Source organism: Nocardia sp. NPDC004260 (genome assembly GCF_053603155.1).
Genome location: NZ_JBSGEZ010000026.1, coordinates 17,843 through 42,763 on the forward strand (window position 1 = coordinate 17,843; position 24,921 = coordinate 42,763).

The 24,921-nt window shown below is 68.2% G+C and carries 26 protein-coding genes; 12 read left to right on the forward strand and 14 right to left on the reverse strand.

Annotation, left to right across the window (positions count from 1 at the left end):
• Positions 1-53: 53 nt before the first annotated feature.
• Positions 54-1,046 carry an NAD-dependent epimerase/dehydratase family protein gene (locus tag ACWEO7_RS16980; RefSeq protein WP_452424286.1) on the reverse strand — a complete coding sequence of 331 codons (993 nt, stop codon included), beginning with the start codon at positions 1,044-1,046 and terminating at the stop codon, positions 54-56.
• 233 nt (positions 1,047-1,279) lie between these two features.
• On the opposite strand from ACWEO7_RS16980, the gene ACWEO7_RS16985 reads away from it, so the two are divergent.
• Entirely contained in the window at positions 1,280-1,876 is a 597-nt protein-coding gene (locus tag ACWEO7_RS16985) for a helix-turn-helix domain-containing protein (RefSeq protein WP_452424288.1), read from the forward strand.
• Positions 1,877-1,938: 62 nt separating this feature from the next.
• On the forward strand, positions 1,939-2,337 hold the full coding sequence (locus tag ACWEO7_RS16990; protein WP_379252722.1) for an NUDIX hydrolase: 399 nt from the start codon (positions 1,939-1,941) through the stop codon (positions 2,335-2,337).
• A gap of 57 nt (positions 2,338-2,394) precedes the next feature.
• On the opposite strand, the gene ACWEO7_RS16995 is transcribed toward ACWEO7_RS16990, so the two are convergent.
• A complete protein-coding gene (locus ACWEO7_RS16995) occupies positions 2,395-3,264 on the reverse strand; it encodes a hypothetical protein (RefSeq protein ID WP_452424289.1) in 870 nt (289 codons plus the stop codon).
• 364 nt (positions 3,265-3,628) lie between these two features.
• On the opposite strand from ACWEO7_RS16995, the gene ACWEO7_RS17000 reads away from it, so the two are divergent.
• Positions 3,629-4,150, forward strand: coding sequence for an OmpA family protein (locus ACWEO7_RS17000; RefSeq protein ID WP_452424291.1), 522 nt, complete (start codon positions 3,629-3,631; stop codon positions 4,148-4,150).
• Between the two features lie 545 nt (positions 4,151-4,695).
• Positions 4,696-5,727: a DUF2293 domain-containing protein gene (locus ACWEO7_RS17005; protein WP_452424292.1), complete on the forward strand. Its 1,032-nt coding sequence runs from the start codon at positions 4,696-4,698 to the stop codon at positions 5,725-5,727.
• A 30-nt stretch (positions 5,728-5,757) separates the two neighbouring features.
• On the opposite strand, the gene ACWEO7_RS17010 is transcribed toward ACWEO7_RS17005, so the two are convergent.
• Positions 5,758-6,162, reverse strand: a complete 405-nt coding sequence (locus tag ACWEO7_RS17010; RefSeq protein WP_452424294.1) for a hypothetical protein — start codon at positions 6,160-6,162, stop codon at positions 5,758-5,760.
• A 483-nt stretch (positions 6,163-6,645) separates the two neighbouring features.
• On the opposite strand from ACWEO7_RS17010, the gene ACWEO7_RS17015 reads away from it, so the two are divergent.
• From ACWEO7_RS17015 to ACWEO7_RS17030, 4 genes are all read left to right on the forward strand, one after another.
• A complete protein-coding gene (locus tag ACWEO7_RS17015; protein WP_450020228.1) occupies positions 6,646-7,806 on the forward strand; it encodes a lipase family protein in 1,161 nt (386 codons plus the stop codon).
• 135 nt (positions 7,807-7,941) lie between these two features.
• The gene (locus tag ACWEO7_RS17020) at positions 7,942-8,268 is read left to right on the forward strand and encodes a plasmid stabilization protein (RefSeq protein ID WP_452424296.1); all 327 of its coding nucleotides are present in this window, start codon (positions 7,942-7,944) and stop codon (positions 8,266-8,268) included.
• 42 nt (positions 8,269-8,310) lie between these two features.
• Positions 8,311-8,553 (forward strand): hypothetical protein, encoded by a 243-nt coding sequence (locus ACWEO7_RS17025; protein WP_450020232.1) that lies wholly within the window; start codon positions 8,311-8,313, stop codon positions 8,551-8,553.
• Positions 8,554-8,793: 240 nt separating this feature from the next.
• A complete protein-coding gene (locus ACWEO7_RS17030) occupies positions 8,794-9,855 on the forward strand; it encodes an NAD-dependent epimerase/dehydratase family protein (RefSeq protein ID WP_452424298.1) in 1,062 nt (353 codons plus the stop codon).
• Here ACWEO7_RS17030 and ACWEO7_RS17035 read toward each other — a convergent pair whose 3' ends face one another.
• Entirely contained in the window at positions 9,856-10,464 is a 609-nt protein-coding gene (locus tag ACWEO7_RS17035; RefSeq protein ID WP_452424299.1) for a TetR/AcrR family transcriptional regulator, read from the reverse strand. It abuts the gene before it with no gap.
• A gap of 64 nt (positions 10,465-10,528) precedes the next feature.
• Between ACWEO7_RS17035 and ACWEO7_RS17040 the strand changes: the two genes are divergently transcribed.
• Positions 10,529-11,398: an alpha/beta fold hydrolase gene (locus ACWEO7_RS17040; protein WP_452424300.1), complete on the forward strand. Its 870-nt coding sequence runs from the start codon at positions 10,529-10,531 to the stop codon at positions 11,396-11,398.
• A gap of 10 nt (positions 11,399-11,408) precedes the next feature.
• Here the strand turns inward: ACWEO7_RS17040 and ACWEO7_RS17045 are convergent, their stop codons facing one another.
• Positions 11,409-12,536: an acyl-CoA dehydrogenase family protein gene (locus ACWEO7_RS17045; RefSeq protein ID WP_452424302.1), complete on the reverse strand. Its 1,128-nt coding sequence runs from the start codon at positions 12,534-12,536 to the stop codon at positions 11,409-11,411.
• Positions 12,537-12,673: 137 nt separating this feature from the next.
• Between ACWEO7_RS17045 and ACWEO7_RS17050 the strand changes: the two genes are divergently transcribed.
• Positions 12,674-13,048, forward strand: a complete 375-nt coding sequence (locus tag ACWEO7_RS17050; RefSeq protein ID WP_450020240.1) for a MerR family transcriptional regulator — start codon at positions 12,674-12,676, stop codon at positions 13,046-13,048.
• The gene (locus ACWEO7_RS17055) at positions 13,045-13,908 is read left to right on the forward strand and encodes a TIGR03619 family F420-dependent LLM class oxidoreductase (RefSeq protein WP_452424304.1); all 864 of its coding nucleotides are present in this window, start codon (positions 13,045-13,047) and stop codon (positions 13,906-13,908) included. Before ACWEO7_RS17050 ends, ACWEO7_RS17055 begins: the two co-directional genes overlap by 4 nt.
• A gap of 32 nt (positions 13,909-13,940) precedes the next feature.
• On the opposite strand, the gene ACWEO7_RS17060 is transcribed toward ACWEO7_RS17055, so the two are convergent.
• Positions 13,941-14,441 carry a flavin reductase family protein gene (locus ACWEO7_RS17060; RefSeq protein WP_452424306.1) on the reverse strand — a complete coding sequence of 167 codons (501 nt, stop codon included), beginning with the start codon at positions 14,439-14,441 and terminating at the stop codon, positions 13,941-13,943.
• A 358-nt stretch (positions 14,442-14,799) separates the two neighbouring features.
• On the reverse strand, positions 14,800-16,128 hold the full coding sequence (locus ACWEO7_RS17065; RefSeq protein WP_452424308.1) for an MFS transporter: 1,329 nt from the start codon (positions 16,126-16,128) through the stop codon (positions 14,800-14,802).
• Between the two features lie 60 nt (positions 16,129-16,188).
• On the opposite strand from ACWEO7_RS17065, the gene ACWEO7_RS17070 reads away from it, so the two are divergent.
• Complete coding sequence (locus ACWEO7_RS17070; protein ID WP_452424309.1) at positions 16,189-17,136, forward strand: hypothetical protein; 948 nt, start codon at positions 16,189-16,191, stop codon at positions 17,134-17,136.
• A gap of 39 nt (positions 17,137-17,175) precedes the next feature.
• On the opposite strand, the gene ACWEO7_RS17075 is transcribed toward ACWEO7_RS17070, so the two are convergent.
• From ACWEO7_RS17075 to ACWEO7_RS17105, 7 genes are all read right to left on the reverse strand, one after another.
• The gene (locus tag ACWEO7_RS17075; RefSeq protein ID WP_452424311.1) at positions 17,176-18,402 is read right to left on the reverse strand and encodes a cytochrome P450 family protein; all 1,227 of its coding nucleotides are present in this window, start codon (positions 18,400-18,402) and stop codon (positions 17,176-17,178) included.
• A 10-nt stretch (positions 18,403-18,412) separates the two neighbouring features.
• Positions 18,413-19,534, reverse strand: coding sequence for a cytochrome P450 (locus ACWEO7_RS17080; RefSeq protein ID WP_450020252.1), 1,122 nt, complete (start codon positions 19,532-19,534; stop codon positions 18,413-18,415).
• Positions 19,535-19,879: 345 nt separating this feature from the next.
• Positions 19,880-21,172: a cytochrome P450 gene (locus tag ACWEO7_RS17085; protein WP_452424313.1), complete on the reverse strand. Its 1,293-nt coding sequence runs from the start codon at positions 21,170-21,172 to the stop codon at positions 19,880-19,882.
• 301 nt (positions 21,173-21,473) lie between these two features.
• A complete protein-coding gene (locus ACWEO7_RS17090; RefSeq protein WP_452424315.1) occupies positions 21,474-22,703 on the reverse strand; it encodes a cytochrome P450 family protein in 1,230 nt (409 codons plus the stop codon).
• Between the two features lie 13 nt (positions 22,704-22,716).
• Positions 22,717-23,988 carry a cytochrome P450 gene (locus ACWEO7_RS17095; RefSeq protein ID WP_452424317.1) on the reverse strand — a complete coding sequence of 424 codons (1,272 nt, stop codon included), beginning with the start codon at positions 23,986-23,988 and terminating at the stop codon, positions 22,717-22,719.
• Positions 23,985-24,590, reverse strand: coding sequence for a GTP-binding protein (locus ACWEO7_RS17100; protein ID WP_039805400.1), 606 nt, complete (start codon positions 24,588-24,590; stop codon positions 23,985-23,987). The genes ACWEO7_RS17095 and ACWEO7_RS17100 overlap by 4 nt, the downstream gene beginning before the upstream one ends.
• Entirely contained in the window at positions 24,565-24,915 is a 351-nt protein-coding gene (locus tag ACWEO7_RS17105) for a DUF742 domain-containing protein (protein ID WP_039805398.1), read from the reverse strand. Before ACWEO7_RS17105 ends, ACWEO7_RS17100 begins: the two co-directional genes overlap by 26 nt.
• Positions 24,916-24,921: the final 6 nt, after the last annotated feature.

Below are 24,921 nucleotides of genomic sequence, written 5' to 3' on the forward strand. Positions count from 1 at the left end.
AACTCCGTCGAGCACATGACCGCCGGGAACTGGTCCGACCGGCCCGTGCCGCATCAGGTGCGGGCATCGGTTTCGCGGCGCACGGATTCGATGATGGCGTCCCGGATGGGCCGCCAGCGCAGATCGAGATCGGCCAGCGTGCGGGAGTCGTCGGTCGGCGTGGCGGTGGTCAGCAACCACGCCGCCTCGTAGCTGAGGCCCGCGCTGATCGGGAGGAATCGGGCGGCGGCGTCGGTGAGCCGTCCGATTCCCAGCAGGGCGGCCTTCGGCACCGGTATCCGGCGGATCCGTTGCCCGGCAGCGCTTTCCAAGATGTCCACGATCTCGTCGAAGGCCACCGGGTGACCGCCGCACAGATAGCGCCTCGGTCCGAGACCGGGGCGCATGACGGCGGCGTGCACGGCGGCCACGTCCCGGACGTCGATCATCTGCATTCCGCCCTGGATTCGCGGTGCGACGCGAGCCCGCAGGATGGCGCCCCAACCGTCGGAGGTGATTCCGGCCTGTGTCCCGAGACCGGGGCCGACGACGCTGGACGGATAGGTGATCACCACGGGAGCGCCGGTGGCCTGCAACGCCCGCGCGATGCGATCGGCGGCCGACTTGGTACGGCCGTAGGCACTGCGACCCGGTGCGGTGGGGCTGTCCGGCGTGATGACCGGATCGGGGCTGGGAAACAGTGCGCTGTAGCTGGCCACGTGCACGACCGGGTCCAGCCCGAGCGCCGTCGCGCGGGCGAGCACCATCGCCGTGGCGTCCGCGTTGACCTCCCACATCAGCTGCTCGCGCCGGTTGTCGGTGCCGACCACGCCTGCCGCGTGCAGAACGGCGTCGCATCCGACGAGCAACTTCTCCACGGTCTGCGGGTCCCTGATGTCACCGGGCAGCACCGAGAGCATGTCCGGCGCGGTGTCGAACATGCCGAGCACCGCGGTGAGGGACTCGCTCGGATGGACCAGCAGAACGACCTGATGCCCGTCCCGCAATAGTGCGGAAACGGTGTGCGCGCCGAGATAGCCGGTGCCGCCGGTGACCGCGATTCGCATACCGGCTACCCCTCGTCGCTACCGGTCGGCGTCCACGCGCTCGCCGCTCGCGCCGCCGTGCCGGTATCAGCCGGTATGCCTTTCGGTCCGCCCATCTCATTCCTTCGTCACCACGGGTTCCGCCGTCCGGTCCACCGCCGCCGCGCCCACGGCACACGCGACAATGGCCGCACATCGGAAGAATCGGTACAAATTCGATGCCAGTGGCATCGTAATGGAGGTCAGGGAGCGGCATGGGCGAAACGGCGCGGGACCCGCATTCGGCGACCCGGAGCGCGGGCCGGCCCCGGGACGAGTCGGTCGAGCAGCGCGTGCTGGCGACCGTGCGGGAGATGCTGGTAGAGGTGGGTTGGGACGGGTTGAGCGTGCGGGCGGTGGCGGCACGCGCGGGGGTCGGCCGGGCGTCCATCGGTCGCCGCTGGCGATCGAAGGCCGAACTGGTGCTGCACGCCGTCCTCGGTGAGACGCCCGATCTGGGCCCGTTCGAGGGAACCGATCGGAAGGGATGGATCGAGTGGGTGCTGCGCGGCAGCCGGGAACTGTTCGCGCGTGACGATGTTCGCGCGGCCGTGCCCGGCCTGCTGACCGCGCTCGATCGCGATCGGCAATTGCGCGACCAGCTGTGGGCCGGATTCAGCACACCCGCGGCCGCGCTGTTCGCCGCGGGCGACACCGAATCGCGTGCGCGATCCGAACTGGATGCCAGGGCCGTCATCGCGCTGGCGGCCGGTGCGGCGCTGTTCCTGGAGTTCGTCGCCGACGGTGATGACACCGCGCTGATCCACCGGCGCATCGGCGAGCTCCTGCACCGCGCCGCGCTCGACCACTGAGCGGCCCGAACGGCCGAAAATCCAGTTGACGTCGCGTTCGGTCCGCTCAGTACAGTGGGCCGGTGATTCGCACCGCCGCGCTGGCCCATGTCCGGGATCGCCGCCTGCTACAGGCGCGCTCGGTCGGCAAGGACGTCTTCTACATGGCCGGCGGCAAGATCGACCCGGGCGAGACGCCCGAGGCGGCACTGCACCGCGAGGTGCGCGAAGAACTCGGCGTCGGCGTCGTCGCCTACGACGAACTCGGCGTGTTCCGGGCCGAGGCGTACGGGCACTCCCCTGGCACCCAGCTGCACATGACCTGTTTCACCGCGGAACTCGACGGCGAGCCGCGACCCACCAGCGAGATCGCCGAGCTGCGCTACTTCACCGTGCGCGAGTACGCCGCCATGGACCACGTCGCCCCCGGCTCGATGCTGGTCTTCCGCAGGTTGCACGAACTCGGCGCGGTCGACTGGTAGCTCACCGAGAGAACTTGGCGCACAGAGGTTTTCCGGAAGTGCGAGCTCCCGGCCGCATCATGCGCCGTTCTGCTGCGGACCGCGCAGAAAACGACCGACGGCGGTCTCGTCCAAGGCGAGCGCCTTGACGACCGCCGCCGCGCCCACGATCACCATCGACAGGACGAAAAGCCAACTGACCGTGGTGAAGGCCAGGCCAAGCGGGCCGAAATGCGCTTCGGCGTTCGCGGTGGTCCGCGGCAGCACCACCCGGCCCACCGCGTGCATCGCGGTCAGACCGGCCGCGGTGAGCACTCCGGACACCCACAACAGCCGCCCGGTCAGCGCTCCCTTCGTGAGCAAGAAGGGCGCGACCGTCCAGACGCACGCCCAGACGGCCAGCTCACCCGCCAAGGCGAGCGGTCCACCCGCATACCGGATTCGCGTGAGTTCCCTGGTCTGCCCCACCAGCGCTACCGCGATCGCGACGGCGAGCAGTGCGGCGAGCCAGCGCCACGCATCGCGGGGGCCAAGGGTCGGCACCTTCCATACCGCCGCGTAGACGCGTGCGAGCGCCCGCGCGAACGAGGTCCCCCCGAGCACGACCATGAGCAGTCCGACCACTCCGAACGCCGCCAGCGTCGGGTCGCCCGTGCCGGTTTCGGCGCCCAGAGAGCCGGAATCGAACCCGAACTGGTCGTTGATCGTCTCCGCCGCCGCATGCCACCCGCTGAACACGGACGCGGCGATGATCACCGGCAGCACCGAGGTGAAGATCTGCGCGGCGAGCACCATCGACCGATCGACGATCTGGACCTCCGCCAAGCCATCGATCACCCGGCGCACGGTGCGGCCCTGGGGGGTTCCGCGCAGCCATCCGGTCGCTGCCCGGCTTCGTGCCAGCGAGACTTCCCGGGCCAATGCCACGGACAACTTCACCGACCGCACCGCGATTCACTTCCTCTGCTCATCCGGCCGCTAGGGCGGATTCGCGCGACTGGTCCGCGCCGTCTCGACGTCCGGCCCCTCCCGAACCGGTCGTCGCCCGGCCAGGAGAACTCCCGCATTTCGCCGAATCGACGCTACGCCGCGCTCATGGCGACTCGCGCACATTCCGGCAACAATTGCGCCGCTCGTGACCGGAAAATGCGGCGACCCGCGAAACGGCACTCCGGGGCCTCGTGCCTGTGCAAGGATCGAGTGCACCGACAGCATTGGACAGACGTATGCGTGCGGGCCTGTTCCCGGGCAATTCCACGCATCGCACCGAATGGCGCATACGGGATTTCTCCACCGAAACAGGAGTAGGCAGATGATTTCCAAGAAAAGCGTCAGTGGAATCGCCGCTGTGGCCGTCGCGCTGCTCATGACCGCGGCGTGCGGGTCCGACGACGGCTCGAATTCTTCGGCGACGACGACCGAGCAGACCCACCCCCTGCGCAGCAGCCTGGCCACGACGGCGTCCTCAGCCGTGCGCTCGGGCCTGAACACCGCGCAGCAGGTGATCCAGGACGGGATCAACGCGGCGCTCGCCGCAGCGCCGATCACCTTCGACAGCGGCAGCTCCGACCTCAGCGGGACGGACGTCGCCACCATCAAAGTGGTGGCGGTCCCGTTGAAAGGCAACGACGCCAAGGTGGAGATCACCACCTACGCCCAGGACGAGAACCCCGCCACCGCCAAATCCGTGGCCAAGGCCAGGGGCGACAACATCGCGGCCGAACTCGAGTCCGCGGGCGTCGAGAAGTCGCGCATCACCGTGAAACCCCAGGGCAACCCGACCGACCAGAACATCAAGGTCGACGAAGCGAAGATCGAGGTGCTCGGCAGCTGACCGTGTTGCCATCGGGCCGGTCCCCGGCCCGATGGCGCCGGACCCACCAAGGGCTTCACCCCGCGCATGGTGACCAGGCTGCGTCCGCGAATCCAGGAGCTCACGAGCGACTGGTCGACAAGGCCCTGGAGGCAGGCGAATTCGACCTCGTCGAGACGGTCGCCTACCCACTGCCGCTGATCACTCACGAGGTTGCGCGGCCGGGTGTGGTCCGGCGGCTCCATCAACAGGAACGGCGTGGCCGACCGGCTCGAATCGTGGCCGGGTTCGGGTCGAGGTAGTACCGGGTGTAGCCGTCGCCCGCGGTCTCCCGTCGAATGCCCAGAGACGCGCCGACGCCCAGGTTTTCGCGATGTCGATCCTGATCATGGCTCTTCCTCCCTGCGAACGTTGCCCCGCTATTCGACCAGCGCCCGATGAACGCCACCCGAGGGCATGCGCTTGCATACCGACATTCGATCGGGTGATAGGACACTTTTTCGTAGCGAATCCGCCGCATCGGCACCGTCCCGCGCCCATCGCGGCGTGCGCTAGGGTTCGAACTCGTGTCCAAGCTGCGGCGACGGGTGGTCGAGGCTGCGGAAGCGGCGATCGCCCAACGCAAATACGTGTCGGCGGTCGATGTGTTCGCCGTTCTGGGGTGGGTGCGGTCCGGTCAGGTCGATCGCTGGCGACAGGGGCAGGCGCCGTCGCTGGAGCAGGTCACGGCGGTGGACGGGCGACGAATGCTCGAAGCGGCGGATCTGCTGGGCGAGTGGGCTCGCGAGCACGGGCTGACCGCGAGCACAGCGGCGTATCTGTCGAGCGGCCGCGACCGCGAGGCGTTGCGGTTCGTCGACGACGGCGACGACACGGTGTTCCGGGTGCACTGGCTCTCGGCGGAGCTCAGCCCGGCGCGGCGCGAGCAGGTCGTCCAGCGCCAGAACCGGGCCCCGGATCTGACGGTGGTCGAGGCCGCTGAGCCTTGGACGTGCGCGGAATGCGCCGAGACCGGCTCGCATCTGATCACCTCCGCGGCCGGGCCGCTGTGCCTCACCTGTTCGGACCTAGATCATCTGGAGTTCCTGCCGGCCGGGAACGCGGCGTTGAGTCGGCGCGCCAAGAAGGAGAGCACCCTCGCCGCCGTGGTGGTCCGCTTCAACCGGCGGCGCAAACGCTACGAACGGCTGGGTATCCTCGTCGAGGAAGCCGCCCTCAGCCGCGCCGAACAGCAATGCCTGGCCGACGAAGAGGCCCGTTCCCGCCGCCGCGACCGCGACCGCGTGCGCCGCGCCGCCGAGGACGTCGAATACCGCGTCCGCATGTCCGACGAGATCCGGCGGCTGTTCCCCGGCTGCCCCGCCGGCCGTGCCACCGAGATAGCCGAACACGCCGCCGCCCGCAGCAGCGGCCGCGTAGGTCGCACCGCCGCCGCCAAACTCCTGTCCCCCGAAGCGCTCACCCTCGCCGTCATAGCCTCCATCCGCCACCGCGACACCGACTACGACCACCTCCTCATGGCCGGCATCCCCCGTTCGGAGGCCAGGGCTCGTATCCGGCCCATCGTCGACCATGTCCTCGAAACCTGGCGCGGTTGAGGCGGCGCTCGGGGTCAGCGCGTGGTCAGGTCATTTTTCGGCCCCGTCTCCCGTCGCCTCCGGCGAACGACGGGCATGCTCGGCCACCCAGACGCCGACGCCGATCGCTCCGGCGACCGGCCACGACACCAGCCCGGTGACCGCCGCCGCGCCGAGTCCGCCGAAATAGAGCAACGACTCCCGGTCCGGTACCCGATTGCGCACCGCCGTGGTCGCCGAGGAAACACCGGTCGCCACGCTGTGCGGCCCGGGCGGCAGCGGAAGTCGAGCCATCCGCATCCCGAGCGTCGGAACCGGCACACGCACCCCGCCGCGCTCGGCGGTCGCGGTGTCGGAGCCGGTCGGCGCTCCGGTCTCGGCGGGCGGCGCGGAACGTGCCTTCTCCGGTGATTCGGAACCGGACTCGCGGACCTTCTCGGTTGTTGTCTTGGCCATGACCGCTCCTTCCTGCGCCCTGCACCTCGTCGCTGTGTATGTGATCCAGCCAAGCCGTGCTCGCCCCGCATCGCAACCCCTGGTCGGGATGCATTCGGTCGCGAAGTGACAAACGAACGGACATCGCCGGACGTTCGCGGCCATGGCCAACGGCGGATCGGATGCCCAGCGCGGATGTGCGGTCTCCGCTTCGGACGCAGGGACTCTCCCAGTAGTGGCTGTTCAGTTGCTATGCCTCACGATACCCACAATGAAGCGCGTCAAAATCGCCAGTTATCTTCGAGGCCAGTGGATTTTTCGCGCATTCCCGAACTCACCACTTAGTGTTGCTGATAGTTTGCCGACGATGCACTCTGATGCCCCCCACTGTTCGGCGAATGCGGCGAACTACCCCTGGAGGTCAAGGTCGTGACTCGTCCGTTTCTTCGTTTGCTCGGCAGTAAACGCATCGGTTCCGCCCGTGCCATCGGCGCGTGCTGCGGAATGGCAGTCACTCTTCTGCTGGGGACGGCGGCTACCGCGGAACCGCTCTATCCGCAGCCCGATCCGGACCCGTTCTACGCCGCGCCGGCCGATCTGGCGGCGCACCGTCCCGGTGACATACTCGACGCGCGCGTCTTGCCACCGCTTCCGCTGTTCCCCGGCGCCACCGTCCGGTTGGTCGAGTTCCGGTCCACGAATTCGCGGGGCGCGCCGATTTCGGCCACAACAACGATCCTCACCCCCCTCGGCCAGCGGCCCGGCATGCCGCTGTTGTCGTATCAGCACTTCATCAACTCGCTCGGCACGCACTGCGCGGTGTCGCACCTGCTCTACAACAACGATCCGAACCTGTCGCTGACGACGCCGATGTTGAACGTCCTGCTGGCGCAGGGCTGGACGGTAGCGCTGCCGGACCATCTCGGACCGCAGTTCGCGCTCGGCGCCGGGCGTTTGGGCGGCCAGATCACGTTGGACGGTATCCGCGCGGCCAAACAGCTACCCGAACTCGGCTTGCAGAGCAGCCCGACCGCGCTGGCCGGTTACTCCGGCGGCGGTCTCGCCACGGCATGGGCGGCCGAGCTGCAACCGACCTACGCGCCCGACCTGCGGCTCGCGGGCGCGGCCATCGGCGGCGCCCCGATGAACCTGGTGACGATGGCCAAAGCGTTGGGTTTCGAACCGCATCCGGCGTTCGGCCTGGCCATGGCGACGGCGATCGGCCTGGAACGGGAGTACCCGGACCGCGTGCCGACCAGCCAATCACTGAACGAGCGCGGTCTGGCGCTTCGCGACGAGATGGCCAACAGCTGCACCAACGACATCCTCGCCGCGGGCGTGAACGGCAGCGCGCGCGACTATGTGACCTCCACGTCGGTCTTCGACACTCCGGCCGCGTGGTCGGTGGTCGAGGAGAACAGTGTGGAGCTCTACCCGAGCGCCCCGGAAATCCCCATTTTCGAATGGCATTCACCGAGCGATGGGCTGATTCCGATCGATGCCATCGACAACACCAATCGCCATTGGTGCTCGGCCGGGGTGCCCGTGCAGACACTGCGCGTGGCCGAGGTGGAGCATCTGACCGCAGCGGTCCTCGGTGCCCCGTCGGTGCTGCCGTGGCTCCAAGGCCGGGTTCGCGGAGAGCCCGCGCCCAGCACCTGCTGACGTCGGCTCACCACCTCCCGGAGTAGCGGTCGCGCTCTCGGAAACTTCGGATGGCCGGGCCCGGCGGACGAGTCGGGCCCGATCCGGATTGCGCGCAGATTCCCGGGGTAGACCGCAAATACAGGAGGTGATGACATGCCGAAGGCTTGGACCGACAAGCAGGAACGCCAGTACGAGCACATCGCGGATTCGGCGAAATCCCGGGGCGCGAGCACCGGCCGCGCGAAGGAGATCGCCGCTCGCACGGTCAACAAGAACCGCGCCCAGTCCGGACAATCCAAGACTGCGAGCAAGACGTCGACCGACGACAAGTCCCCGCAGCAGCGCGGCGGTCAGCGTTCGCACAGCGGCGCCCGAGGGCCGACCCGGGACCAGCTGTACAACGAGGCCAAGAAGCGCAATGTCGAAGGCCGCTCGAAGATGACGAAGAAGGAGCTGGCGCACGCGCTCGGACGGGACTGACGCGACGCGCGGCTCGGCGACGAAGAAGCGAAAGGAGTGGAGATGACCAAGCAGCAGGAAACGGGCACCATCACCGGCACCAGGGACAAGGACTACAACCTGATCTGGTTCGTCGAGGCGTCCCTCGAGAACGCACTGCGTCTGGACACGTTCATCCAGGACGCGGAACGCGACGGAGACACGGAGCTGGTGGAGTTCTTCCGCAAGGCGCAGGCCGACAGCCGCAAGGGCGGCCGGATGGGTAAGGAACTGCTTGCCAACCGTCTCGCCCAATCGAATACGTGACGTTTCGCAGACGAGCGGCGGACGGGAGCCCGAGTGGGTTCCCGTCCGCCGTTGGTTCACAGGTCGTCCGGATGCGCACCGGCCCGTCGTGACGCGGTTTTGGCCGCGCCTTCGGACCACCGCACCCGGCGGTCGCCGGGCCCGGCCGGAATGAGTCCGATGCACCGGTCCACCGCGGTGTCGTCGCCGACATCCTGGGTAAGCCGCTCTCGAACCTCGTCACCGAGCCAAGGAGCAGATATGCGCGTCGTCGTGGTCGGTGCCACCGGAAACGTCGGAACGAGCCTGCTGGAGATACTGTCGGCAGAAGCGGGAGTCAGTTCGATCGTGGGGATCGCGCGGCGCGTGCCGGGCGTCCCTCGCCCGGGTGTGGAGTGGGTGCGCGCGGATGTGCGAACCGACGACCTGGAGCCCCATTTCCACGGAGCCGATGTGGTCGTGCATCTGGCATGGCTGTTCCAGCCCACCCATCAGCCCATGGTCACGTGGCGCGCGAATGTCGGCGGCACGGAGCGCGTGCTGCGCGCCGTCGCCGCGGCGCAGGTCCCCGCGTTGGTCTACGCCTCCTCCGTCGGCGCCTACTCCCCGCGCCAGAGCGACGAGCCGGTGCCGGAGAGCTGGCCGACCGACGGCTGGCCACCCGCCGCTTACATGCGGGAGAAGGCTTACGTCGAAAGGCTGCTCGATCGGTTCGAGGCCGAGAATCCGGATCGCCGCGTGGTTCGCATGCGCCCGGCGTTCATCTTCAGCAGGCACACCGCCAGTCAGCAACGGCGTCTGTTCGCCGGTCCGCTGCTACCGAACCGCCTGATGCGGCCGGGTCTCCCGCCGATCCTGCCGATTCCGCGTGGCCTGCGGTTCCAGGCGGTGCACAGCGCCGACGTCGGGCGCGCGTACGCGCTCGCGATCGCGACCGATGCTCGTGGCCCGTTCAACCTGGCCGCGGAGCCGGTGATCGATCGCTCCTGGCTGGCCGCGGTCTTCGATGCCCGGGTGGTGTCCGTTCCGCCCGCGGTGATCCGCGCCGCACGCGCGCTGGGCTGGCACGCGCGGACACTGCCCGCTACGCCGGACCTGTTGGACGGGGTGATGCACCTGCCGATCATGGACACCGGCCGCGCGCGGGCGGAGCTGGGCTGGACACCTCGGTTCACTGCCGTCGACGCACTCCGGCACCTGATCTCCGGGTTGCGGGCGGGCGCGGGGGAAGACACCCCGCCGCTGGCCGGCGACGCGGGCGGGCCATGGCGCTGGAAGGAATTCACCTCGGGAGTCGGTGGCCGCGAAATCGGCGTCGGCTAGTCACTCGGCCGAGTACGCGGCGCGCTGACCGCGTGCTCCGGCCAGTACCTGTTCGATACGAGCGCTCGAGGACCGGCCCGCCGCGTGCAATGGTTCCGTCGAGCGCAGCGTGCGGCTGAGGACGAAAGCGCCCTCGAGGCTCGTGAGAACGGCGAGGATGAGATCGCGAGCGTCCGGGGCGGACAGGCCGCGGCGGACGAAGTAGTCGGTGCCCTCGTCGATCCAGGAGGCGATGACTTCGGCGGCGACGTCGCGCAGCGCGGGTTCGCTGTCGGCGATCTCACCCGCGACGGTGCCGACCGGGCACATGTTGAGCCAGCCGGTCTGCTCGATCTGTTCGGCGGCCGCCGCGAAGGCGGCGGGTATCGCTTCGCGCAAGTCGTCGTGTGCGTCGAGCAGCAGCGGGAGCAACTGGATGTACGCGGCCCCGGACGTGCGCAGCGCCGCGGCGGCGATCTGCGGTTTGCCCTCGGGAAAGTGGTGATAGAGCGACCCCATCGGAGCCCGAGCGGCGACGGTGAGTTGCTTGACGCTGGTGCCCGCGTAGCCCTGCGTTCGCATCAACTCGGCCATCGCGGTGACGAGGCGCTCCCGGGTGCTGGTTGACATCTTCTCGGTCACCCTTCCAGACTAGAGCAAACACTCTAGAGTGATCGCTCGAATGGAGGCCGACATGCCTGTGATCGAACTGCCCGCGGGACGGGTGCACTACGTCGAGCGCGGCGAGGGACCTCCGGTCGTCCTGCTGCACGGCCTGCTGATGAACCACACGGTCTGGGACGAGGTGATCGACGCCCTACCCGAAGGCTTCCGGTACCTGTTGCCGGACCTGCCGCTCGGCGCCCATCCCCTGCCGCTGCGCCCCGGAGTCGATCTGAGTTTGCGCGGCCTGAACCACCTGATCGCCGATTTCCTCGCCGCACTCGACCTGCGCGAGGTCACGCTCGTACACAGCGATTGGGGCGGTGCGCTGTTCCTCACCGCCTACGGGCTGGACGAACGCGTCGGCAGGCTGATCGTGCTGCCGTGCGAGGCGTTCGACAACTTCCCACCCGGCCTGCCGGGCAAGATGGCCACCGTCGCCACTCACCTCCCGGGCGGCATCTCGCTGGCGCTGCGGCAGTTGCGCGTTCGGTGGCTGCGCCGCTCGCCGTTGCTGTTCGGCTGGATGGCGCGGCGCCCATTGTCCGATGCGCTGGTGCGCGGCTGGACCGAGCCAGGACTGCGCGACGCACGGATCCGGCGGGACCTGCTCGCCTACACCAAGTCGGCGTTCCCGAAACGAGAATTGATCGCCCACACCGAAGCACTGCGCGACTTCCGTGGAGACGCCCTGATCCTGTGGTCTTCGGCGGGCAAGGTGATGCCGCGCCGGCACGGCGCCCGGCTCGCGGAACTCATTCCCGCGGCCCGGCTGGTCGAAATCGATGACGCGTACGTACTGTCCATGCTCGACCAGCCCGCCGCCGTAGCCGAGGCGATGTCGGCGTTCCTGCTCGACAGCCACACCGCACCTGGGCGTGACAAGCGCTCGCCGCGATAGCGCCCGCGAGTCACGCTTCGTCCGGCACGCCGAGGACACCCCGCCCGATCACCCCGGCGATCACCTCCGTCGAATACGCCATGAGCTGGCCGGCCTGGGCATCGCGCAGATGGCGTTGGATCGGCGACCGCTTCAGATACCCCGAGCCGCCGCCGACCCGAACGCCGAGCTGCGCCACGTCGACCGCCACTTTGTTCGCGAGGTACTTGGCTCGGGACAGGTTGTCGAAGAACAGCGCGATCCCATGGTCGGCCTGCCACAATGCCTGTTCGTAGAGCGCGTGCGCGGCGGCGAGCCGGGTCTGCGCGTCCGCGACCTCGTACTGCACCCACTGCTGGTGCGCCAAGGGCTTGCCGAGAATTTCCCTGGTGCGCGCGTGCTCGACCAGCGCGTCCAGCGCGGCATCGGCGATGCCGAGCGAAATCGCGGGAAGCCCGGCCGGGATCACCGCGAAATCTCCCGGACGCGGTGCGCGGCCGCGGCACTCGGCACGCAGCAGGGTGTCGTCGAACGCGAGCAGCTGGCTGCGCGTGGCGCGCAGGCCGAGAGTGTCCCAGATCGGGACGATCGATACCGTTTCGTCGGGGACCACGCCGAAGAAAGCGGGCTCCCCCGCCACGAGCGCGTTGACCAGGAGATAATCAGCGATCTCGCTCCCGGAGACGAACCGCTTCGCCCCGCTCAGCGACCACCCACCCGCGGTCGGCTCGGCGACGTGCTGCGGCTGGAGGAAGCGGTTCCCGCTCGCCGGTTCGGACAACGCGTTCGCGAAGCGCTTACCCGACCGGAACTCGTCGGCGAAGAACGATCCCGAACTCTCGCCGGTGAATTCCGCGAGGGCGACGCCCGCCCCCGCGTGCATGGTCCAGATCGTCGCGGTGGACGGATCGGCTCGGGCCAGGATCCTGACGAGGCGACCGAGTCCCAGGTAGCTCAGACCCGCGCCACCGGCTGATTCGGGCAGGACCGCGTGATCCGCCCCGGCCTCGTGCAACGCGTCCAGATGCTCTATGGCGAGCTCGGCGCGCTCGTCGTAGTCGGCCGCCACGGCCGCGAATCCGGTCGCCAAGTCGGCGACCCGTTCGAGCAATTCCCGCTCGCCGTCGCGGACCGGAACGATGAAATGCGCATTCGTCACGAAATGCTCTCTGGTCGAGGGGAATCGGCGAGCAAGGCTCGCCAGCTGATCTCCCCCGAGGGTACGCAGCCCGCGCCGACTTGCCTTGACGTCGACGAGAAGGTTTAGCGTGGCGGTAGCGGAGGCAAGGAGGACGGATGCGCATCGGCGAACTGGCGGAGCGGGCGGGCACCAGCACGCGCGCCTTGCGTTACTACGAGGAGCACGGTTTGGTGCGGCCGCACCGCGCCGCCAACGGTTACCGCTCGTACGACGACGCGGAGGTGCTGATCGTGGCGCAGATCCGCGAACTGCTCGGCGCGGGCTTCGATCTCGACGACATCCGTCCGTTCGTCGCCTGCCTGCGGGCGGGCAACGGCTCCGGAGACGTCTGCCCGGACTCGGTGTCCACCTTGCGGCGCAAGCTGGCCGAGGTCGATTCATACCTGGCGCGGCTGGAGCGAGTACGGGGCCAGCTGCACGAGCGGCTCGCGGCGGCCTGCGAGTTCGACCGGATCGAGGAGCCGCGGTGAGGTTCGCGGTCAGCTACAGCACTCCCTTCTTCGGCGTCGACCCGGACCGGTTGATCGCCTACGCCCAGCACGCCGAGCACTGCGGATTCGAAGCGATCTACCTGCCCGAGCACGTCGCGCTGTACCCGGGCGCCGCGGTCGGACCGATGGAGATCACGCCCTCGGTGCCGTTCGCCGACCCCCTCGACGCGCTGAGCTTCGTGGCCGCAGCGACCGAGCGGATCCTGCTCGGCACCGCGGTGCTGTTATTGCCCTACCACCATCCGGTGGTGCTGGCCAAGCGCCTCGCGACGATCGATGTGCTGTCCAAGGGACGGATGCGCCTGCTCACCGTGGGGGTGGGAACCCTGCCCGGGGAGGCACAGGCCGTCGGCGTCGATTTCGCCTCCCGAGGCCGCCGCGCCGACGAGGCCATCGATGTGCTGCGACTGCTGTGGTCCGGTGGCGCGGACGGGGTGAGCTTCGAAGGCGAGTTCTTCCGGTTCGAGAACCTATGCAGTTATCCGAAACCTCTCGGCGGCGACCTGCCGATCCATGTCGGTGGATCGAGCCGGGCCGCGGCCCGCCGCGCCGGTTCCCGTGGCGACGGTTACTTCCCGGGCGGGGTGCTCGGGCCCACCGAACGCGCCGCCCAGCTGGAGATCGCCCATACCGCGGCCGCTGCGGCGGGCCGGGATCCCGGCGCGTTCGAGTACACGCGCTGGGGATCTATCGACATGCCGGTCGAGCGGGTCGAAGGACTGGCCGAACAGGGTGTCACGCGCATCGTGGTGAGCGCGAGCACAGGGGACCCGGAGCAAGCCGGAGACGAGTTGTCCGCCTTCGCAGAACGATTCGAACTTGCGAACGCACTGAAATAGCCTTCGCGCCCGGGCGGCGGTCCCGAACCAACTCAGACGGTATGGCCCGCAACCAGATCCGCCACCGAGTGGTAATGCAGCGTCTCCGCGGTGGGCCGCAGCACGGCGCCGTCCTCGGGTTCCAGCAGCATCCCGACATGATCACCGAGGTCATAGCGGTCGCGGATACGAGCGACGAACCAGCTGGGGACCGTGCTGAGCACCGGGATGCCGCCCGGACCCGGGCGCCAGTCGCAGTGCACGAACTTGTCGATGTCGTCGCCGGTCTCACCGCCGAAAAGCCGTGCGAGGGAGAGTTGCTCGCTGCCGAGCAAATGCACCGCGAGCCGGTCGGCGTGCTGCGCGATCCGATAGGTGTAGTTCTTCTTGGACAGGCCGATCAGGAACCGGCGCGGCTCGATGCTGACCTGCGTCGCGAAGCCGACGAGACAACCGGCGCGCCGGCCGTCCGCCTGCACGGTGACCAGCAGCACGGGATAGTCCGCCGCCGCGACCACCGCGTCGAACACTGCGGTCCGGTCTTCGGTAGCCATCGGTCCTCCCAGCGTGATGCGACGTCTTCCCCGGATGCCCGCGCGACCGTCGCGCAAACATGCCGGAACGAGCAGCGCTCACCCTACAACCGCGGCGGCAAGTCGTCTGAGACGCCGACGTCGGCAAGGGTGAGACGCCCGTATGACGGCCCGGTAGATCAGCCCTTTCCGATCTACATTGCCGTGGATGATAGTCCACCACAACGACTTCCGTGCCGACACTGGAAACGCATGGTGGCGGTCGCCACATTGCGAGCGCATCTCTGCATACGGCTGACCCTCCCCTCGGCGGCCACGGTTCGGCGGCACGGATCCTGCCCGGACTCGGCGGCGAGCGAGGCCGTGGGCAGGCCGAGGATCACAGATCCGCGTTCCGGTCGACGGGAGCGTCGCCGGTTCGCCGCCGCAGCGTCATGACGCCCGCCGCTGCGGCGATCATGCACAATCCCACCACCCAGAGCCCGGCGCGCTGGCTGCCGGTCACGTCCTTCAGCCCACCGGTGACGTACGGCGCGACGAAACCGCTGACGTTGCCGACCGAGTTGATCAACGCGATGCCGCCCGCCGCCGCCGCGCCGGACAGGAAGGTGCCGGGCAGGGCCCAGAACGTCGGCAGCGCCGCGAGCACGCCCACCGCGCACACCGTGACCGCGACCATCGCGGCGAACGGATCGCCGAGATACAGCGCCACCGGGATGGCGAGACCGCCCAGCAGCGCGGGCAGGGCGACGTGCCACGCGCGCTCACCGGTCCGGTCGCCGTGCCTGCCCCACCACACCATCACCACGGCCCCGACGAGGTAGGGCACCGCATTGATCAGTCCGCGTTGCACCACCGAGTAGTGCGTTCCGTATTGCTGCTGGAAGCCATCGATGATCGTCGGCAGGAAGAATCCCAGCGCATACAGGCCGTAGACGATGCCGCCGTAGACGAAGGCGAGGCCGAGCACCCGCGGATGGGTCAGCGCACGGCGCACCGTCCAGTGCTCCGCGCGCCGCAACGTGGCCTGCTCCGCGGCGAGTTCGCCGGCCAGCCACTCACGTTCGGCGGAGGCCAGCCAGCCCGCCTGCTCGGGACGGTCGGTCAGATAGAACCAAGTCGCCACCGCCAGCGCGACGGCGGGCAACCCCTCGACCAAGAACATGAAACGCCAACCGCTGAGCCCGAAGACGCCGTCGCCGTATCGAATGATCAAGCTGGACACCGTCGCGCCCAACGCGGTGGACATGGGCACCGCCGTCATGAACAACGCGACGATCCGCGCCCGTTGCGCCTGCGGGAACCAATAGGTCAGATAGAGCAGGATGCCAGGAAAGAAGCCCGCCTCCACCACACCCAGCAGGAACCGCAGGACATACAGCACGGTGGCGTCGGGCACGAAGGCCATCGCCGTGGCCACCAGCCCCCAAGTTGCCATGATCCGGGCGATCCAGCGCCGGGCGCCGAACCGGTGCAGCGCCAGGTTGCTCGGCACCTCCAGCAGCAGGTATCCGACGAAGAAGATGCCGGAGGCGAATCCGAACGCGGTCTCGGTGAGCCCGAGCTCGGTCTTCATGCCGCTCGGCCCGGCGAACCCGATGTTTACCCGGTCCAGATAGTTGACGAAGTACAGCAGCCCGAGAAAGGGCAGCAGGCGAATCGTGATCTTGCGCAGCGTCGTGTCTGCCGCCTCGGCGGTGGAAACCATCTGCGCACTCTCGGCTCCGGACGGCCGCGTCGTCAAGAGCGTCGCAGTAAAATCCGTCCCATGGCGGTTACCTGGCCGGACGATGTGGACGACGTTCTCGGCGGCGATCTGACCTGCGCCGCAGCGTATGTGACGCCCGCGGGCGGCGCGGTGGTGTCGGCGGTGTCGCCGATCGGGCTGCGCGACCGGGCCGCGGGAACAGTGGGATTCACGACATCACTCGGGTTCGGACGCAAGCTGGAGCGAATGAAGCGGGAACCCAAAGTGGCGCTGGCATATCACGCGCGCGAGCACGGCATAGGAAGTCGGGACAACTCGCGATTCGTGCTGGTGCAGGGCACCGCGGCGTTCGACCCGGCGCCCGACCAGGAGGCGCTCGACCGCCTCGGCGCCCAGGCCACGCCCTACATGGGCGCACCGCGGCGCGGTGTGTTCTGGGACCGGTGGCTGCGCGCCTACTACGCCGATCGAGTGGTGGTGACCGTGACCGTCGATCGCATCGTCGTATGGCCGGACCTCGACGCGGCGGGCACGCCCGAGATCCTCGGTGCCGCGGTGCCGTCTGTCGAACCAGCGACACAGCAGCCTCCGGCGAAGAGGACGGGCCCACGGGTGGACGTCGCCCGGACCGCGGCTCAGGCGACGAAGCTGCCACACCGGCTGCTCGGCTACCAGCAGGCCGACGGCTACCCGGCGGTCGTCCCGGTGCAGGTGACCGGGTCGAGCGCCGACGGTGTGCGGTTGACCGTCCCGGCGGGCCTGCCGCAAGGCGGACGCCGCGCCGGGCTGCTGGCCCACGAGTATCGGTCCCAGTTGATCGGCTTGGAATCGCGGCAGAACACCGGTTGGCTCGAGGTTTCCGGCACCGAGGCGGTGTACGCGCCGCACACCGCGTCCGGGTTCAAAGCGCCGCCGAACAAGACGATCCTGTTGCTCGGCAACGGTTTACTCGCCCGGCGCGGACTCGCGAAGGCGCGCAAGTCCGGCTTGGTCGAAGCATTGCGCTGAGCCGCGCCTCCGGCAGCGACCGGAGGCGCGGGTCAACCCCTAGTCCGCCGCCAGGTACACCGGCAGCCTGGCGTGCCCGTTGGAGATGAAACTGGACACGCTCCCGAGTTCGGCGGGATCGGCCGCCAGGCGCAGGTTCGGGAAGCGCTGGAAGAGCGCGGGCAGGGCGACCTCGGCTTCCAGCCGCGCCAGGGGTGCGCCCAGGCAGTGATGGGCCCCGTAGCCGAAGGCCAGATGTTCCTTGCTCGCTCGGCGCACGTCGAACTCGTTCGCTGTGGGGCCGTGCAGTTTCGGATCGCGGTTGGCCCCGGCGTAGGACGCGAGGATCGCTTCGCCCTTGGCGATGCGCAGGCCGTCGATCTCGATGTCGTCGGCGGCGAAGCGCAGCGGCAGGTGCGCAACCGGCGACTCGTACCGCAGCGCCTCCTCGATCAGATCGGACCAGGCCGCACGCCCCTCGGTCACCTCGGCGCGCTGGTCCGGGTGGGTCAGCAGCGCGAAGACGGCCTGATCGATCAGGTTGACCGTGGTCTCGTGCCCCGCGCTGATGACAAGCAGCAGCGTGTCGATCAGCTCCTGCTCGGTCAGCTGCGAGCCGTCCTCCTCGTCCCGGTGCGAGATCAGCAGGCTGGTCATGTCGTCACCGGGTGTCTCCCGCCGATAGGCGACGAGCTCACCAAGGATCCGGTACATCTCCGTGTAGTTCGCCTGGGACTCCTCGGGCCCGAGCGACGTATCGAAGATGCCGTCCACGCATGTGCGCAGACCGGCGTTCAGGGATTCCGGAACGCCCATCAGCGCGCTGATGACCTGGATCGGCAGCGGGTAGGCGAAACCTTCCCTGAGATCGACCGCTTCGCCCGCCGGTGTCGCGGCGAGCGCGCCGAGCAGGTCCGCGGTGATCTGCTCGACCATCGGGCGCATCGCCTGGGTGCGGCGGTGCGTGAAGGCGGGCGCGACGAGTTTGCGCAGCCTGCGGTGGTCGGCACCGTACGCGGTGAACATATTGTTCACCGCGACCCACGGCAACAACGGCCAGTCCTGGGGTATCTCGCCGTTGATCAACGCGGGCCAGTGCTGCTTGCCGTCCTTCGACACCCGGGGATCGGCCAGCAACCGCTTGAGCACGTCGGCGTCGGTGACCGACCACGCTCGCACGCCGCCCGGCAATTCGACCGGGGTCACCGGCCCGCGCGCACGAATACGGTCGGACTCACCCTGAATATCGGCACCCACCGGGTCGAGGACCAGGGGTTGTGTGTCCATCGATGACTCCTTAGAAGACGGTCAGCGGAGGGGATTTCGGAAAGACGACCGGCAGGGAGACCAGAGCGCGGTGGAATGGTCCCGGCCGCCAGTTCAATTGATCGGGCCGCACGCCCAAGCGCATCTCGGGCAAGGCGTCGAGGATCTGGTCGATCGCGTCCTGCACCACCAAGTACGCGGCCGACCGGGCGGGGCAGGCGTGCGGGCCCACGCTCCACGCCAGATGGGCGCGGCTGTCAGTGCGCTGCCCGACGCCGATCGCCGGATCGTTGTTGCATCCGGCCATGCTGATCAGCACCGGCTGGTGCGCGGGTAGCCAGACATCATCGATGAGGATCGGCTGGCGCGGGAAGCTGACGCAGTAGTTCGCCATCGGCGGGTCGTTGAACAGCACCTCGTCGAGCGCGTCGCGCGTCGAGAGGCTGCCGCCGAGAAAGTCTCCGGCGAAACGTTCGTCGGTGAGCATCAGCAGCACCGTATTGACGATGAGGTTCTGCGTCGGTTCGATGCCCGCGCCATAGAGGGTGATCAACTGGTGGATCATCTCGACGTCGTCGAGCCCGGCTTCGTGCCGCAACAGCCTCGAGGTGATGTCGTCGCCTGCGTCCTTGCGCTTGAGCTGCACCAGTTCGAACAGCGCGTCGGTGAGCATCGCGTTGCCCTTGTCCGCGTTGACGCCTTCGAAGATGGCCGCCATACCGGTCGCGACCTGCTGGCTGATGTCCGCCGGGCAGCCGAGCATGGCGTTGAGCACCGCGAAGCTGAGCGGGAACGCGTACTGGCTGATCAGATCCGCCGCGCCGTCCTCGCAGAAGGCGTTGATCAGCGGGATGGCGATCTGCTCGACGGTTCCGTGCATCGCGTGCAGGTCGACCCCGTCGATGGCGGCGACGTTCGCCTGCCGGTAGCGCAGATGTTCCAAGCCCGCGCTGCGCAGCGCGTTCTTCCGCCACTCCAGCATCGGCAGGACCGGGCACTCGCCCGGGATGTCCTTCTGCCAGATCCGCGGATCGGCCGGGAAATGATCGGGGTCGTTGAGGATGCGCAGCGCGGTGTGGTAGCCGATCACCAAGGTGGCGGGCACGCCCGGCGACAGCTCGATCGGAACGAGCGAACCGAACTGGCGGCGCATTTCACGGTATGCGTTGTGCGGGTCTTCCGCGTATTCCTGCGAATACAACGGGTAACGAGGGCCGCTGGTGTCGATCGGCGAGCCGTGCGAGACGGGGCACCCAGTCGCGGAAGTGGACGGCGGGAAGTGTGGCGTGGTCAAAAGACGAAACTCCAGAGGAACGAACATGCGACGAACGCGATCGACCGGGCGCGTGCGCGCCGCGACGGCGAAGGTCGACGTCAGGCGTGGGGATCGGTGACAGGCCGGCGCACACCCTCATCAGCTGTGTGCACGACGACCTCTGAGCGGCAACCTCCTTCTGGACGGGAACGCGGCGATGGCGGCTCGCCGGACGGAGCACGGCTACTGCGCCGCGCTCCCCTCCGGCTGCGGGATATGGACGGACAAAGGCGGTGATTCCGGGAAGAGCACCGGCAGGGCGGTCAGCGATCGATGGAACGGACCCGGTCGCCAGGTCAGCTGCTCGGCAGGAACACCCAACCGCATCTCGGGCAACGCGTCGAGCAGCTGATCGATGGCGTCCTGGGCGATCAGATAGGCCACCGACCGGGCCGGACAGGTGTGCGGCCCGACGCTCCAGGCGAGATGAGCGCGGTTGTCGGTGTAGACGCCCGTGTTGATCGCGGGGTCGTTGTTGCATCCGGCCATGCTGATGACCACCGGCTGGTGCGCGGGTAGCCAGACGCCGTCGATCAGCATCGGCTGTCGCGGGAAGGTGACGCAGTAGTTCGACAGCGGCGGGTCGGTGAACAACACCTCGTCCAGCGCGTCCCGGGTCGACAGGCTGCCGCCCAGGATGCCGCCCGCGAACCGCTGGTCGGTGAGCATCAGGCGCAGGGTGTTGACGATCAGATTCTGCTGCGGCTCGATCCCCGCGCCGTACAGCATCAGCACCTGCTGGACCATCTCCTCGTCGTCGAAATCGACGGGGTGCCGCAGTATCCGGGAGACGATGTCGTCGCCGGGATGGGATCGCTTGAGCGCCACCAGGTCCGCCATCGCCTCGTTGAACATCGTATTGCCCTTTTCGGCGTCCACGCCTTCGAACATGGCGGCCAGTCCCGCCGCCGCCCGCTGCCCGATGTCCTGAGGGCAGCCGAGCATCGCGTTGATCACCGCGAACGCAAGCGGGAACGCGTATTGCGAGATCAGATCGGCGGAGCCGTCCCCGCAGAACGTATTGATCAGTGGCACGGCGATCTGCTCCACCGTGTTGTGCAGCGCGAATTGGTCGATCTCATCGATGCCCGCGACCGTGGCCTGCCGGTATCGGGCGTGTTCCATGCCGGAGTTGCGGATCGCCGCCGGACGCCACTCGAGCAGCGGAAGGACCGGACAGTCACTGGGCACGGTCTGCTGCCAAGTCCGCGAATCGGCGGGAAAGTGGTCGGGATCGTTCAGGATGCGCACCGCGGTGTGATATCCGATCACCAGTGTCGCGGGCACGCCGGGCGACAGTTCCACCGGCACCAGCGAACCGTATCTCGCGCGCGCTTCTCGATAGACGTGGTGTGGATCCGCCGCGAAATCGTCCGAGTACAAGGCGACCCGGGGTCCGTCGGAGCCGACCGGTGAACCGTGCGGGACCGGGCAGCCGCTGGAGAAGGACGATGTCGAGGACTGGGGGTGGGTCAAAACGTGACTCCAAAATCGGAACGTTCGACGAGCAGGGTGGGCACACGACACGCGTCCCGGAGCCCGGGAAGCGAATTGCCATGTGAGCGTCTCGAATTCGAGCTTATGCCGAATTCCGCTGCGGCAAAGCATATCTCGTGTGCCAAACCGATGCGATCGTGCGTGTTCCCACTGCGCACGCCAACGGTGGAACACCTCCGCCCGCGTATCCACGAGGGATACGCGGGCTGTCGAGTCCCGGCGCGGGACTGCCGAGCGCCCATGCCGGGTGTGATCGAGATGTTTGTTCTTCCCGGCCGGCCTACTCCGTCGCCTCCAAGAACACCGGCAGCTCGGAATGACCGTTGGAGATGAAGCTGAGCACGGTGCCCAGCTCGGACGGATCGACCGCGAGGCGCATGTCCGGGAAGCGCCGGAAGATGGCCGGAAGGGCGATCTCGGCTTCCATGCGGGCCAGCGGCGCGCCCAGGCAATGATGCGCCCCGTAACCGAAGGCCACATGATCCTTGACCGAGCGACGCAGGTCGAACTGGTCGGCGTTCGGACCGTGCACCTTCGGATCGCGGTTGGCCGCCACGTAGGAGGCCAGGATCGCCTCCCCCTTGGGAATACGGACGTCGGCGATGTCGATGTCCTCGACGGCGTAGCGCAGCGGCAGGTGCGCGACCGGCGCCTCGTAGCGCAGCGACTCCTCCACCACATCCGACCATGGGATCCGCCCCGCCACCACATCGGCACGCTGGTCCGCACGGGTGAGCAAAGCGAAGATGGCCTGATCCAGCAGGTTCACCGTCGTCTCGTGTCCGGCGTTGATGACCAGCATCAGGGTGTCGACGAGTTCCTTCTCGGTCAGCTGTGAGCCGTCCTCCTCGTCCCGGCTGGCGATCAGCACGCTCGTGATGTCGTCGCCGGGTCTCTCCCGCCGGTACGCCACCAGTTCGCTGATGAGCCGGTACATCTCCAGGTAGTTGGCCTGGGCCTCCTCCGGCCCGAACGAGGTGTCGAAGAATCCGTCGACACATTTCCGCACCCCTGGGCCCAGATGCTCGGGCACACCCATCAGCTCGGTGATGACCTGGATCGGCACCGGATAGGCGTAGCCCTCACGCAGATCGACGGCCGTGCCGCGCGGCGTCGCGGCCAACTGGTCGAGCAACTCGGCGGTGATCGCTTCGATGCGCGGTCGAAGCGCCACCGTACGACGGTGCGTGAACGCGGGTGCGACCAGCTTGCGCAGCCGCCGATGCTCGGCGCCGTAGGCGGTGAACATGTTGTCGACCGCTACCCATGGGTGCAGCGGCCACTCCTCGGTGATCTCGCCGTTCATGAACGCGGCCCAGTGCTGCCTGGGATCCTTCGAGACGCGCGGGTCGGCCAGAAGGCTCTTGAGCACGACGGCATCGGTGATCGACCACGCCGGCACCCCGCCGGGCAGTTCCACCAGGGCCACCGGCCCACGCTCGCGCAGCCGCGCCGCTTCGCCTTGGATATCGGAACCGGTCAGATCCAAGACTATCGGCTCTTGCGACATCGGACGCTTCTCCTTACACCATGTTCAACGGAGGGGACTTGGGGAAGACGACCGGCAGGGCCGCCAACGCCCGGTGGAATGGGCCGGGGCGCCAGACCACTTCGTCCGCGGGCACGGCCAGCCGCATTTCGGGGAGAGCGTCGAGGAGCTGGTCGATGGCTTCTTGCACGACCACGGACGCGACGGACTTCGCGGGGCAGGCGTGCGGTCCGACCGCCCACGCCAGATGCGAGCGATTACCGGTGCGGTCGCCGCCGCGGATCGCCGGATCGTTGTTGCACCCCGCCAGGCTGACCAGCACCGGCTGGTGCGCGGGCAACCAGACGCTGTCGATCAGGATGGGCTGGCGCGGATAGGTGATGCAGAAGTTCGCCATGGGCGGGTCGTTGAACAACACCTCGTCCAGCGCGTCACGCGTCGACAGCGCGCCGCCGAGCATGTCGCCACCGAAACGGTCGTCGGTGAGCATCAGCAGCAGGGTGTTGGTGATCAGGTTCTGCTGCGGCTCGATCCCGGCGCCGTAGAGGCTGATCAGGTTCGACAGCATCTCCTCGTCGTCGAGGCCTGCCGGGTGATGCGCCAACCGGGACGTGACGTCGTCGCCCGGCTCCGCGCGGCGCTGGTGGATCAGCTCCATCAGCGCCTCGGAGAGCATCTGCATGCCCTTGGCCGCCTCGACGGTGTCGAAGAGCATCGCCATGCCGGTGGCGACCCGCTGCCCAAGTTCCGTCGAACAGCCGACGATCCGGTTGAGCACCTCGAAGACGAGCGGGAACGCGTACTGGGTCACCAGATCGGCGGACCCCGCCTGGCAGAACGTGTTGATCAGCGGAATCGCGATGCGCTCTACCATCGAGTGCACCTCGTGCAGGTCGATGGCGTCGATGCTCGCGACGTACGCACCCCGGTAGCGGGCATGCGCGGCGCCGCTGTTGCGCAGCGCGTTCGGGTACCACTCCATCATCGGACGGATGGGCGAGTCCTCGGGAATGTTCTTCTGCCAGATGCGTGGATCGGCGGGGAAGTGCTCGGGATCGTTGAGGATCCGCACGGCTTCCTGATAGCCGATCACCAGCGTGGCGGGCACCCCTGGCGACAGTTCGATCGGGACCAACGAACCGTGGCGCCTGCGCATTTCCCGGTAGGTCCCGTGGGGGTCGGCCGCGAATCCCTCGGCATAGAGCGGAATTCTGGGACCGTCGGTGTCGATCGGCGATCCGTGTGCGACCGGGCAGGCGCCGCTGGATAGGTGCGCGGGGTGGGTCGAGGACTGGGGCGTGGTCAAATGCGAGACTCCAAACGGTGGAACAAGAATTCGACTAGCGTGATCAGCGAACGCAGGCACGTGCCTCGGTCCCGGGCGTCCAGTGACGTCAGGGGGGTCCCGGGTTCCAGGTCGAGGGCATCGCGCACCTCATCGAGCGGGTAGGGCCGGGCGCCTTCGAACTGGTTGACGGCGACCGAATACGGGACGCCGCGCTCCTCCAGCACCGAGAGGACCTCGTCGGACTTCTCGATGCGGCGGGTGTCCACCAGCACGAGCGCGCCGAGCGCACCTCGGGCCAGCTCCTCCCACAAGGGGACGAAACGCTGCTGACCCGGAGTGCCGAACAGGTAGAGCGCCAGTTTGGGACTGAGCGTGATGCGGCCGAAGTCCATCGCGACCGTGGTCTGCGACTTGCCGGGCAGCCCCGCCATGTCGTCGACGCCGACGCTGGCTTCGGTGATGGTCTCCTCGGTGCGCAGCGGTTTGATCTCCGAGACGCTGCTCACGAACGTGGTCTTGCCGACACCGAAGTTGCCGGCCACCAGCAGTTTCACCGAGCGGGTCACGGTCTCCGGCACGTAATCGACGGCGCGATCAGACGGCGAGAGCACGGAGCCCATTGAGTACCTCCTCCAGCAGAGCGATCTCCGGCAGGGACTCGGCCGGGGTGGGGGTGACCAGATGCCCGCCGTCCATGAGATCGGACGCGACGATCTTCACGACAGACGGCGGAAGGTCGAGGTACGCAGCGATCTCCGCGATCGACAGCGCACCCCGACGGCTGCACAGGGCCATGACCCGGCGCGCATCGGGCGACGCGCCGGGGAGTGGATCTTTGGCGGTCAGGACCAAAGTAACCAGGTCCAGCTCGCGAGTGGGGCGCGTACGCCCTCCGGTGCGCACATAAGCCCGGACCAGGTCCGGATCGCGCCGCGGCTTGCTCATGACGGC

Coding starts and splice junctions, on each gene's coding strand:
- ACWEO7_RS17070 (WP_452424309.1), top strand. CDS start 16,189: ATGGCGGTTACCTGGCCGGACGATGTGGACGACGTTCTCGGCGGCGAT.
- ACWEO7_RS17025 (WP_450020232.1), top strand. CDS start 8,311: ATGACCAAGCAGCAGGAAACGGGCACCATCACCGGCACCAGGGACAAG.
- ACWEO7_RS17100 (WP_039805400.1), bottom strand. CDS start 24,590: ATGGGCTCCGTGCTCTCGCCGTCTGATCGCGCCGTCGATTACGTGCCG.
- ACWEO7_RS17090 (WP_452424315.1), bottom strand. CDS start 22,703: ATGTCGCAAGAGCCGATAGTCTTGGATCTGACCGGTTCCGATATCCAA.
- ACWEO7_RS17075 (WP_452424311.1), bottom strand. CDS start 18,402: ATGGACACACAACCCCTGGTCCTCGACCCGGTGGGTGCCGATATTCAG.
- ACWEO7_RS17000 (WP_452424291.1), top strand. CDS start 3,629: ATGATTTCCAAGAAAAGCGTCAGTGGAATCGCCGCTGTGGCCGTCGCG.
- ACWEO7_RS17035 (WP_452424299.1), bottom strand. CDS start 10,464: ATGTCAACCAGCACCCGGGAGCGCCTCGTCACCGCGATGGCCGAGTTG.
- ACWEO7_RS17010 (WP_452424294.1), bottom strand. CDS start 6,162: ATGGCCAAGACAACAACCGAGAAGGTCCGCGAGTCCGGTTCCGAATCA.
- ACWEO7_RS16985 (WP_452424288.1), top strand. CDS start 1,280: ATGGGCGAAACGGCGCGGGACCCGCATTCGGCGACCCGGAGCGCGGGC.
- ACWEO7_RS17020 (WP_452424296.1), top strand. CDS start 7,942: ATGCCGAAGGCTTGGACCGACAAGCAGGAACGCCAGTACGAGCACATC.
- ACWEO7_RS16980 (WP_452424286.1), bottom strand. CDS start 1,046: ATGCGAATCGCGGTCACCGGCGGCACCGGCTATCTCGGCGCGCACACC.
- ACWEO7_RS17065 (WP_452424308.1), bottom strand. CDS start 16,128: ATGGTTTCCACCGCCGAGGCGGCAGACACGACGCTGCGCAAGATCACG.
- ACWEO7_RS17015 (WP_450020228.1), top strand. CDS start 6,646: ATGGCAGTCACTCTTCTGCTGGGGACGGCGGCTACCGCGGAACCGCTC.
- ACWEO7_RS17040 (WP_452424300.1), top strand. CDS start 10,529: ATGCCTGTGATCGAACTGCCCGCGGGACGGGTGCACTACGTCGAGCGC.
- ACWEO7_RS17105 (WP_039805398.1), bottom strand. CDS start 24,915: ATGAGCAAGCCGCGGCGCGATCCGGACCTGGTCCGGGCTTATGTGCGC.
- ACWEO7_RS17050 (WP_450020240.1), top strand. CDS start 12,674: ATGCGCATCGGCGAACTGGCGGAGCGGGCGGGCACCAGCACGCGCGCC.
- ACWEO7_RS17030 (WP_452424298.1), top strand. CDS start 8,794: ATGCGCGTCGTCGTGGTCGGTGCCACCGGAAACGTCGGAACGAGCCTG.
- ACWEO7_RS17060 (WP_452424306.1), bottom strand. CDS start 14,441: ATGGCTACCGAAGACCGGACCGCAGTGTTCGACGCGGTGGTCGCGGCG.
- ACWEO7_RS17080 (WP_450020252.1), bottom strand. CDS start 19,534: ATGCGCCGCCAGTTCGGTTCGCTCGTTCCGATCGAGCTGTCGCCGGGC.